The sequence below is a fragment of the Kitasatospora aureofaciens genome (assembly GCF_001188955.3).
Lineage (GTDB): Bacteria > Actinomycetota > Actinomycetes > Streptomycetales > Streptomycetaceae > Kitasatospora > Kitasatospora aureofaciens.
The window spans coordinates 1-11,915 of sequence record NZ_JPRF03000085.1 but is presented as its reverse complement, the minus strand read 5'-3'; the positions used below and the strand labels follow the sequence as shown (position 1 = coordinate 11,915).

1 protein-coding gene is annotated in these 11,915 nt (G+C 74.5%); it reads right to left on the bottom strand.

What is annotated here, in order from left to right; all coding sequences use genetic code 11:
• Nucleotides 1–11,915, bottom strand: an 11,915-nt coding sequence (locus HS99_RS37280) for a type I polyketide synthase (RefSeq protein ID WP_244916008.1), incomplete at both ends; no start/stop codon positions are given.

Genomic DNA, 11,915 nt, shown 5'->3' with positions numbered 1-11,915 from the left:
CTCATCACCGCGCCGCCAGGCCGCCCGCAGGCCCCGGAACGCCGGACCGTAACCGAACCCGGCCCCGGCCAGCCCCTCGTAAAGACCACTCACGTCCACCGCCTGCGCACCGGCCGGCGGCCACACCGAGGCATCGAACGCCACCGGTGCCGCACCCGCGGCCAGCACGCCGCTCGCGTGCAGGGTCCACACCGGCGCCGGGCCGCTGTCCGCCGTGGAGTGGATGCCGACGGCGCGGCGGCCGGACGCATCCGGTTCGGCCACCCTCACCTGGAGGCGGACCGATCCCTCCGCCGGCAGGACCAGCGGCGCGGCCATGGTCAGCTCCTCGACCCGGTCGCAGCCGACCTCGTCCCCGGCCCGGACGGCCAGCTCCACCAGCGCCGTCCCCGGCACCAGCACCGAGCCCAGCACCACGTGGTCCGACAGCCAGTCCTGTGACCGGGCGGACAACCGGCCGGTGAACACCATCCCGGCCGCGTCGGCCAGTTCGAGCGAGCCGGTGAGCAGCGGGTGCCCGGCGTTCGCCAGCCCGGCGGACTCCGCCGTGGGGAGGAAGGCCGGGGCGTCCGTCCAGAACCGGCGGTGCTGGAACGCGTACGTCGGCAGGGCGATCCGCCGGGCGCCCGTCCCGGCGAGGAAGGCGGACCAGTTCACCGACGCGCCGAGCACGTGGAGCCGCGCCAGGGCGCCGACGAAGGTCCGCTCCTCCTCGTGTCCGCGGCGGAGCGTCGCGATCGGCACGGTCTCGCCGTCGGACAACGCGTTCGCAGTCAGGGCGGTCAGGACGGCATCGGGGCCGATTTCGACAAAGCGTCGGACGCCGGCGGCGTGGAGGGTGCGGAGGCCGTCGGCGAAGCGGACGGTCTCGCGGACGTGGCGCACCCAGTAGTCCGCGTCGGTCGCGCCGCTGACCAGCTCACCGGTCAGGTTGGAGACCAGCGGGATCGACGGCGCGTGGTACGTCAGACCGTCGAGGACGGCACGGAAGTCCGCCAGCATCGGGTCCATCAGCGGGGAGTGGAAGGCGTGCGAGACCCGCAGGCGACTGGTCTTCCGGTCGGCGAAGTGCGCCTCGACCGCCGCGACCGCTTCCTCCGTGCCCGAAACGACCACCGAGGACGGGCCGTTGACGGCGGCTATCGACACCTCGCCGTTCAGCAGCGGCCGGACCTCCTCCTCCGTCGCCTGCACCGCCAGCATCGCGCCACCCTCCGGAAGCGCCTGCATCAGCCGGCCACGAGCGGCGACCAGCGCACACGCGTCCGCCAGCGAGAACACCCCCGCCACGTGCGCCGCGGCCACCTCACCGATCGAATGCCCGGCCACGAACTCCGGCCGCACCCCCAACGACTCCACCAGCCGGAACAGCGCCACCTCCACCGCGAACAACCCCGCCTGAGCGAAGTCCGTCCGGTTCAGCAGCCCCGCGTCCTCACCCCAGACGACCTCCCGCAACGGCAGGTCCAGCTCCGCACACACCGCGTCGAAAGCCTCCGCGAACACCGGGAACCGGGCATACAACTCCCGGCCCATCCCCAACCGCTGCGACCCCTGACCCGAGAACAGGAAGGCGCTGCGCCCGCTCGTGGCGACACCGGTCGGTGCCTGGCCGTCCGCGATCGCGCGCAGGCCGGTCCGCAGCTGTTCCGCATCGTCGCCGATCACGGCCGCCCGGTGTTCCAGCGCGGCGCGGGTCGTTGCCAGGGAGTACGCGACGTCCACCGGACGGGCGTCGCCCACGGCCGGGAGCAGGCGTTCGGCCTGCGCACGCAGGGCCTCCGGGGTCGCGGCGGAAAGCAGCCAGGGAACGGTCCCGGGGCCGCCCGGGGTCTCCGGGGCGGGATCGGCGGCCGGTACGGCCGGAGCCTCCTCGATGATCACGTGGGCGTTGGTCCCGCTGATGCCGAAGGAGGACACGCCCGCCCGGCGCGGCCGGTCGCCCGGGGCCCACGGCCGGCGCTCGGTCAGGAGCCGGACGGAGCCTGCCGTCCAGTCGACCTGTCCGCTCGGCTCGTCGACGTGGAGCGTCGACGGCAGCTCGCCGTGGTGCATGGCCAGCACCATCTTGATCACACCGGCCACCCCGGCCGCGGCCTGGGTGTGACCGATGTTCGACTTGATCGAACCGAGCAGCAGCGGCAGTTCACGGTCCTGTCCGTAGGTCGCCAGCAGGGCCTGGGCCTCGATCGGGTCGCCCAGCCGCGTGCCGGTGCCGTGAGCCTCGACCACGTCGACCTGGTCGGCGCCGAGGCGGGCATTGGCCAGGGCCTGCCGGATCACCCGCTGCTGCGAGGGTCCGTTCGGAGCGGTGAGGCCGTTGGAGGCGCCGTCCTGGTTGACGGCGCTGCCGCGGACCAGTGCCAGCACCGGGTGCCCGTGCCGCAGGGCGTCCGACAGCCGTTCGACGACCAGGAACCCGGCGCCCTCGGCGAAGCCGGTGCCGTCGGCGGCGGAGGCGAAGGACTTGCAGCGCCCGTCGGAGGCGAGCGCGCCCTGTCGGCCGAACTCTGCGAACACCCCCGGTGTGGCCATCACGGTCACACCGCCGGTGATCGCGAGCGAGCAGTCGCCCTGCCGCAGCGCCTGGACGGCCAGGTGCAGCGCGACCAGCGAGGAGGAGCAAGCGGTGTCCACCGCGACGGCCGGGCCCTCCAGGCCCAGCTTGTACGAGACGCGGCCGGCCACCACGCTGCCGTTGCCGTCGCTGCCCGGGTAGTCGTGGTACATCACACCGGTGAAGACCCCGGTCCGGCTGCCGCGCAGGCCGGTCGGGTCGATGCCCGCGCGCTCCAGGGCTTCCCAGGAGAGCTCCAGCGTGAGCCGCTGCTGCGGGTCCATGGCGAGGGCCTCGCGCGGGGAGATCCCGAAGAACTCGGGGTCGAACTCGGCGGCGCCGTCCAGGAACCCGCCCTCCAGGGCGTGGGCGGCGTCCTCGGCGCGGAAGGCGGAGAGGTCCCAGCCGCGGTCGGCGGGGAACGGCGAGATCGCGTCCGCGCCGGAGGTCACCAGGCGCCAGAGGTCCTCGGGGGTGCTGACTCCGCCCGGGTAGCGGCAGGACATGCCGACGATCGCGATCGGCTCGTGCCGGACGGCGCTCGGTGTCACGGCGCCCGCCGTCGCCTCCGTCTCCGTGTCCGTCTCCGTGGCGGTCGTGGCCGTGGCCGGGAGCGCGGGGCGGACCCGGTCGTCGGCGAGGTCGAGCAGGGCCTCGACCAGGCCCGCGTCGCGGAGCCGGCGGGTCGGGATCGACTGCAGGGCGGCGCGCACCTCGGCCTCTGCGCGGGGTCCGTCGCCGTTCGCGACCTCGGTCGCCGCCCCCAGCTCCGTGAGGATGAAGCCCGTGACCGCCTCCGCGTTGGGGTGGTCGAAGGCGAGGGTGGCGGGCAGCCGGAGCCCGGTGAGGCCGTTCAGCTGGTTGCGCAGGTCGGTCGCGGCGAGGGAGTCGAAGCCGAGTTCCTGGAACGCCCGGTCCGGTTCGATCGCGTCGCCGGACTCGTGCCCCAGCAGGGCGGCCACCCGGGCCCGGACGAGTTCGAGGACCGTCCGCCGTCGCTCGGCCTCCGGCAGCCCGGCCAGCCGGGCCGTGAGGTGACCGGTCGGCGCGGCCGGCAGCGCGTCCGCACGAGCCGCCGTCCGGCGGACCGTCGGGACCAGGCCGCGCAGCAGCGCCGGGAGTTCGTCGGTACGGGCGCGCAGGGCAGCCCGGTCGACCCGGATCGGGACGACGGCCGCACGCTCACTGCGCAGAGCCGCGGAGAACAGGGCCAGACCGGCCTCGCGGGTGAGCGGCGGAACGCCCTGGGCGGCCATCCGGTGGCGGTTCAGCTCCCGGAGGTGCTCGCCGAGGCCGGCGCCGACGTCCCACATGCCGTACGCCAGGGACGTCGCGGGGAGGCCGAGCGCGTGACGGTGGGCGGCCAGGGCGTCCAGGAACACGTTCGCCGCCGCGTAGTTGCCCTGCCCCGCGGTCAGCACCAGCCCCCCGGCCGAGGAGAACAGCACGAACGCGCTCAGACCCCGGTCCCGGGTCAACTCGTGCAGGTACCAGGCACCATCGGCCTTCGGAGCCAGCACGGCATCCATCCGCTCCGGCGTCAACGCCCCCACCAGACCGTTGTCACCGACTCCGGCCGCGTGCACCACCGCCGACAGATCCGGGATCGAGTCGACCAGCGCCGCCACCGCGGCACGGTCGGACACGTCACAGGCCCGGACCTCGGCCTCCGCCCCCAGCGCGGACAGCTCCGCCACCAGCTCCGCCGCACCTCCGGCCGCCGGACCGCGACGACTCGTCAGCACCAGCCTGCGTACCCCGCACTCCCCGGCCAGGTACCGGGCCACCACCGCACCCAGACCACCCGTACCACCCGTGACCAGCACCGTGTCACCCGCACCGACACCCAACGGTCCCTCCGGCACCGGCAACCGGACCAGACGCGGCACCAGCGCCACCCCGCCCCGAACCGCCGACTCCGGCTCGCCCGACACCACCACCTCACCATCCGTGTCCACCAGCGCGAACCGGCCCGGGTTCTCCGCCGACGCGGACCGCACCAGACCCCACACCGGAGCCTGCGCCACCCCCACCGGCTCACCCGCACGAACCGCCACCGCACCCCGCGTCACCACCACCAGACGCGAACCCGCGAACCGCTCCTCCGCCAACCAGGTCTGGACGGCGGCCAGCACGGTGTGGACGTACGTGCGCACCGCGGCCGGGACGTCCGCAGCGGCCCCGAGGTCGGCCCGGCCGGGGTCGCCGCAGTCGAGGACGACCAGGTCGGGCACGGGCTCCGAGGATGTGAAGACGTCCTCCCAGCGTGCCCAGGAGTCCGACGCGGCGGGCGAGTCCGGCAGCTCCGACCAGTCGACCCCGTACAAGGGATCGGTCGAGCCCAGTTGCTCCGCGGACACCGCCCGGCCCACCATCGAGGCCACGGTCAGGACCGGGCCTCCCGTCGGGTCGGCGAGGTCGAGCCGCAGCCCGCCACCGTCCAGCCGGACGATCCGCACCCGCACCGCCGAAGCGCCGACGGCGCGCAGCGACACGCCGGTCCAGGCGAACGGGATCATCGTCTCCCGCTCACCCCCGACCAGGATCGCGGCGTGCATCGCCGCATCGAGCAGCGCCGGGTGCACCCCGAAGCCGTCCGCCTCGACACCCTCCGGCAGCGCGACCTCGGCGAACAGCTCGTCGCCACGGCGCCAGGCCGCGCGGAGCCCCCGGAAGGCGGGACCGTAACCGAACCCGGCCTCCGCCATCCGCTCGTAAGCACCCTCCACCGACAGGCCCTCCGCGCCCACCGGCGGCCAGACCGAGGCGTCGAAGGACGGCTCTCCGGGCGCCGCAACGGCCAGCGAACCCGACGCGTGCTGCACCCAGCCGGCCTCCGGATCACCGTCCGGCCGGGAGTGGATCCCCAACTCCCGACGACCGGCGGCGTCCGGACCGCCGACCCGGACGTGCAGCTGGACGGCACCCTGCTCCGGCAGCACGAGCGGCGCGGCCAGCGTCAGCTCCTCCACCAGCTCGCAGCCCGTCTCGCCCGCGGCACGCAGAGCGAGCTCGACGAGCGCCGCGCCCGGCACCAGGACGGTGTCCAGGACCTGGTGGTCCGCCAGCCACGCGTGCGAGTCCAGCGACAGCCGTCCGGTGAGCAGGAAGCCGTCCGTGTGCGACAGGTCGACGGACGCCCCGAGCAGCGGGTGGGTGACGGCGCCGACGCCCGCCGCGCCCAGATCAGCGAGCGGGGCCGTCGCGTCGAGCCAGAAACGGCGGTGCTGGAACGCGTAGGTGGGCAGCTCGACCGTCCGGGTGCCGCGGCCCGCGAAGAGGGTGGACCAGCTCACCTCCGCCCCGGCCGCGTGCAGCCGGCCGAGCGCGGCCGCCAGGCACGCCGACTCGCCCCGGTCCGCGCGCAGGGCGGGGACGGCACAGGTTCCGGTGGCATCCGGGTCGTCGAGGACGCCCTGCGCGAGGCCGGTGAGGACGGCGTCGGGGCCCAGTTCGAGGTACCGGCGGACGCCCTGGTCGTGGAGGGTGCGGAGGCCGTCGGCGAAGCGGACGGTCTCGCGGACGTGGCGCACCCAGTAGTCCGCGTCGGTCGTGCCGGTGGCCAGCTCGCCGGTCAGGTTGGAGACGACGGGGATCGAGGGCTCGCTGTACGTGAGCCCGGTGAGGACGGTACGGAACTCGTCCAGCATCGGGTCCATCAGCGGGGAGTGGAAGGCGTGCGAGACCCGCAGGCGGGTCGTGCGGCGGTCCGCGAAGTGCGTTTCGACCGCCGCGACCGCTGCTTCCGTGCCGGAAACGACCACCGAGGTGGGCCCGTTGACGGCGGCTATGGACACAGCGTCGTTCAGCAGCGGCCGGACCTCCTCCTCGGTGGCCTGTACGGCGAGCATCGCGCCACCCTCCGGAAGCCCCTGCATCAGCCGGCCACGGGCGGCCACCAGGGCGCAGGCGTCGGCCAGCGAGAACACGCCGGCCACATGCGCCGCGGCGATCTCACCGATCGAATGCCCGGCCACGAACTCCGGCCGCACACCGAGTGATCCGACCAGCCGGAACAACGCCACCTCCACCGCGAACAACCCCGCCTGGGCGAACTCGGTCCGGTTCAGCAGCCCCGCGTCCTCACCCCACACCACCTCCCGCACCGGCAGGTCCAGCTCCGCACACACCGCGTCGAAAGCCTCCGCGAACACCGGGAACCGGGCATACAACTCCCGCCCCATGCCGAGCCGCTGCGACCCCTGACCCGAGAACAGGAACGCCGTCGCCCCACCGGCCCGGGCCGAGGAGACCGCCACGCCGGGGAGGAGTTCGCCCCGGGCCAGCCCGTCCAGTCCGGCCAGTAGCTCGGCACGGTCCGCACCCAGCACCACCGCGCGGTGCTCCAGTGCCGCCCGCGTGGTCGCCAACGAGTGTGCGACGTCGGAAACCTCGAGTTCCGGACGGGAGCCGAGGAAGGCCGCGAGCCGACCGGCCTGGGCCCTCAAAGCCTCCGGTGTCGCCCCGGCGAGCAGCCAGGGCAGCGGGTCCGGCCCCGTCGTGTCCGGCTCCGGCAGCTCGACGGCCGGTTCGGACGCCGGTGCGGGTACGAGGGCGGGCGCGAGCGCGGGCCCCTGCTCGACGATCACGTGCGCATTGGTCCCGCTGATCCCGAACGCGGACACGCCCGCGCGCCGGGGCCGGCCGGTCTCCGGCCAGTCCCGGGCCTCGGTGAGCAGCTCGACTGCACCTTCGGACCACTCCACGTGCGGCGAAGGCCGGTCGATGTGCAGCGACTTCGGCAGCGTGCCGTGCTGCATGGCCAGCACCATCTTGATCACACCCGCGACACCGGCCGCCGCCTGGGCGTGCCCGATGTTCGACTTGATCGAACCGAGCAGCAGCGGCAGTTCACGGTCCTGCCCGTACGTCGCCAGCAGCGCCTGCGCCTCGATCGGGTCACCCAGCGTCGTGCCCGTCCCGTGCGCCTCCACCGTGTCGACCTCGGCCGCCGACAGCCCCGCGCTCGCCAGCGCCTGCCGGATCACCCGCTGCTGCGACGGACCGTTCGGCGCCGAGAATCCGTTGGACGCGCCGTCCTGGTTCACGGCCGTGCCCCGGATCACCGCCAGCACCCGGTGGCCGTGGCGCTGCGCGTCGGACAACCGCTCCACGAGCAGCACCCCGACGCCCTCGGACCAGCCCACTCCGTCCGCCGCGCCCGCGAACGCCTTGCACCGGCCGTCCGCCGACAGCCCCCGCTGCCGGGAGAACTCGATGAACATGCCCGGCGTGGACATCACGGTGGCACCGCCCGCGAGGGCCATCGAGCACTCACCGCTGCGCAGGGCCTGGACGGCCAGGTGCAGGGCGACCAGCGAGGACGAGCAGGCGGTGTCCACCGTCACCGCCGGGCCCTCCAGGCCCAGCGTGTAGGACACCCGGCCCGAGACCACGCTGCCGCCGCTGGTGCCGGAGGGGTTCGTGTTGAGCGCGTAGTCGTGGTACATCACGCCGGCGAAGACGCCGGTCCGGCTGCCCCGCAGGGACAGCGGGTCGATGCCGGCCCGCTCCAGCGCCTCCCACGAGGTCTCCAGCAGTAGCCGCTGCTGCGGGTCCATGTAGAGCGCCTCGCGCGGGGAGATCCCGAACAGGCCGGGGTCGAAGTCTCCGGCGTCGTGCAGGAAGCTCCCGTGCCGGGTGTAGCTGTGGCCTTCCTTCCCGGGCTCGGGGTCGTAGAGGTTCCCGAGGTCCCAGCCGCGGTCGGTCGGCAACTCGGTCACGGTGTCGACGCCGTCCGCCAGGAGCTGCCACAACGCCTCGGGCGAGGTCGCGCCGCCGGGGTAGCGGCAGGCCATCCCGACGATCGCGATCGGTTCGCCGGAGGTGTCCGGGGAGGTGTCCGGGCGGCGGTGCGCGCCGACTGCCTGCGCCGGGGTCTCACCGGCCCCGGCCAGGTCGAGGAGGTGGGCCGCCACGGCCCGCGCGCTGGGGTGGTCGAAGGCGAGGGTGGCGGGCAGCCGCAGTCCGGTGCGCTGGTTGAGGCGGTTGCGCAGGTCCGTCGCGGCGAGGGAGTCGAAGCCGAGTTCCTGGAACGCGCGCTCGGGCGTGACCTCCTCGGAGGAGGCGTGACCGAGCACGGCCGCGACCTCCGTCCGCACGATCTCCAGCGCCAGGCGGCGGCGCTCGGTCTCCCCCAGCCCGGCGAGGCGCTGCGCGAGGCCGGTGCCGGCGGCGCGGCCGCTCACGGGGAGCGCTGAGCGGCCACGCGGGGCGGCGAGGCCGCGCAGCAGCGCCGGGAGCTCGTCGGTGCGGGTGCGCAGGGCCGCCCGGTCGACCCGGATCGGGACGACGGCCGCGCGCTCGCTGCGCAGGGCGGCCGCGAACAGGGCGCGGCCCGTGGCGTGATCGAGGACGGGGACGCCCTGCACGGCCATCCGGTGGCGGTCGACCTCGGCGAGGTCACGGCCGAGGCCGGCGCCGACGTCCCACAGGCCGAAGGCCAGGGAGGTGGCGGGCAGGCCGAGCGCGTGACGGTGGGCGGCCAGGGCGTCCAGGAAGACGTTCGCCGCAGCGTAGTTGCCCTGACCAGCGGTCAGCACCAGGCCACCGGCGGAGGAGAACAGCACGAAAGCGGCGAGGTCGCGCTCGCGGGTCAGCTCGTGCAGGAACCAGGCGCCATCGGCCTTCGGAGCCAGGACCGCGTCCATCCGCTCGGGCGTCAACGCCCCCACCAGACCGTTGTCACCGACCCCGGCGGCGTGGACCACCGCGGACAGATCCGGAACCGCCTCGATCAACGCCGCCACCGACCCACGGTCGGACACATCACAGGCACGGACCTCGGCCACCGCACCCAACCCGGCCAGCTCCGCCACCAACTCGGCCGCACCCGCGGCCGCCGGGCCACGACGGCTCGTCAGCAGCAGCTTCCGCGCCCCGCACTCACCGGCCAGGTACCGGGCCACCACCGCACCCAGACCACCCGTACCACCGGTGATCAGGACCGTGCCGTCGCCACCGACACCCAACGGCCCGTCCGGCAACGGCAGTCGCACCAGACGCGGCACGAAGACCGCCCCGGCACGCACCGCCGACTCCGGCTCCGCCGACACCACCACCTCCCCGTCCGTGTCGACCAGCGCGAACCGGCCCGGGTTCTCCGCCGACGCGGACCGCACCAGACCCCACACCGGAGCCTGCGCCACCCCCACCGGCTCACCCGCACGAACCGCCACCGCACCCCGCGTCACCACCACCAGACGCGAACCCGCGAACCGCTCCTCCGCCAACCACTCCTGCACCACGCGCAGGACGCCGTGCGTCACCGCGCGGACGGCGGCCGGGAGGTCGTCGGCAGGGGCGGACAGGGTCGAGCAGTCCAGCACGACGGTGTCGGGAGCCGGGCCCTCGGCGGGCAGGGCGTCCCAGGCCGTCCACTCGGTGCCCTGGTCCGGGAAACCGGGCAGTTCCGACCAGTCGACCGCGTAGAGCGAGTCGGCCGAGCCCAGCTGGTCCGCCGACACCGCCCGGCCCTGCACGGCCTCCACCGTCAGCACCGGGCCACCCGCCGGGTCGGCGAGGTCGAGCCGCAGCCCGCCACCGTCCAGCCGGACGATCCGCACCCGGACGGCCGAAGCACCGACGGCACGGAGCGCCGCACCCGTCCACGCGAACGGGACCACGGTGTCGTCGCTCGCCGCGTCCACGATGGCGACGTGCAGGGCGGCATCCAGGAGGGCGGGATGGATGCCGAAGCCGTCGGGCGCGGCGCCCTCGGGGAGTTCGACGTCCGCGAACAGCTCGACGCCACGGCGCCAGGCCGCGCGGAGCCCCCGGAAGGCGGGACCGTAACCGAACCCGGCCTCCGCCATCCGCTCGTACGCACCCTCCACCGGCAGCGGCTCAGAACCCGCCGGCGGCCAGACCGAGGCGTCGAAGGACGGCTCTCCGGGCGCCGCAACGGCCAGCGAACCCGACGCGTGCTGCACCCAGCCGGCCTCCGGATCACCGTCCGGCCGGGAGTGGATCCCCAACTCCCGACGACCGGCGGCATCGGGCGCTCCCACCCTGAGCTGCAGCTGGACGGCACCCTGCTCCGGCAGCACGAGCGGCGCGGCCAGCGTCAGCTCCTCCACCAGCTCGCAGCCCGTCTCGCCCGCGGCACGCAGAGCGAGCTCGAGCAGGCCCGCACCGGGCAGCAGGACCCGGCCCTGGACCACGTGATCGGCCAGCCACGGGAAGGCGGCCGTCGACAGGCGACCGGTGAGCACCAGCCCGTCCTCGTCGGCCAGGTCGACGGCTGCGGCCAGCAGCGGGTGAGTGGTGGCCGCGAGGCCGGCGGAGCGGACGTCACCGCTGTGTGCGGGGCGCACGGCCGGCCAGAAACGGCGCCGCTGGAAGGGGTACGTCGGAAGGTCCACGCTCCGGGCGCCGGTGCCGGCGAACAGGGCGCGCCAGTCGACGTCGGTGCCGTGGACGTGGAGCCGGGCGAGGGCTTCCACGAAGGTCGCTTCCTCGGGGCGGTTGCGGCGCAGGGCCGGGGCGGTGACGGTGTCGTCGGCCTCGGGCAGCGCGTTCGCGGTGAGGGCGGTGAGGACGGCGTCGGGGCCCAGTTCGAGGTACCGGCGGACGCCCTGGTCGTGGAGGGTGCGGAGGCCGTCGGCGAAGCGGACGGTCTCGCGGACGTGGCGCACCCAGTAGTCCGCGTCGGTCGTGCCGGTGGCCAGCTCGCCGGTCAGGTTGGAGACGACGGGGATCGAGGGCTCGCTGTACGTGAGCCCGGTGAGGACGGTACGGAACTCGTCCAGCATCGGGTCCATCAGCGGGGAGTGGAAGGCGTGCGAGACCCGCAGGCGACTGGTCTTCCGGTCGGCGAAGTGCGCCTCGACCGCCGCGACCACTTCCTCCGTGCCCGAAACGACCACCGAGGACGGCCCGTTCACGGCGGCTATCGACACCGACTCGCCCAGCAGCGGCCGGACCTCCTCCTCCGTCGCCTCGATCGCCAGCATCGCGCCACCGGAGGGCAGCGCCTCCATCAGCCGGCCACGAGCGGCCACCAAGGTGCAGGCGTCGGCCAGCGAGAACACCCCCGCCACGTGCGCGGCGGCCACCTCACCGATCGAGTGCCCGGCCACGAACTCCGGCCGCACCCCCAACGACTCCACCAGCCGGAACAGCGCCACCTCCACCGCGAACAACCCCGCCTGGGCGAACTCGGTCCGGTTCAGCAGCCCCGCGTCCTCACCCCACACCACCTCCCGCACCGGCAGGTCCAGCTCCGCACACACCGCGTCGAAAGCCTCCGCGAACACCGGGAAGCGCTCGTACAACTCCCGGCCCATACCAAGCCGCTGCGAGCCCTGCCCGGAGAACAGGAAGGCGTGCTTGCCCTCCGAAGCCACCCCCCGGGCCA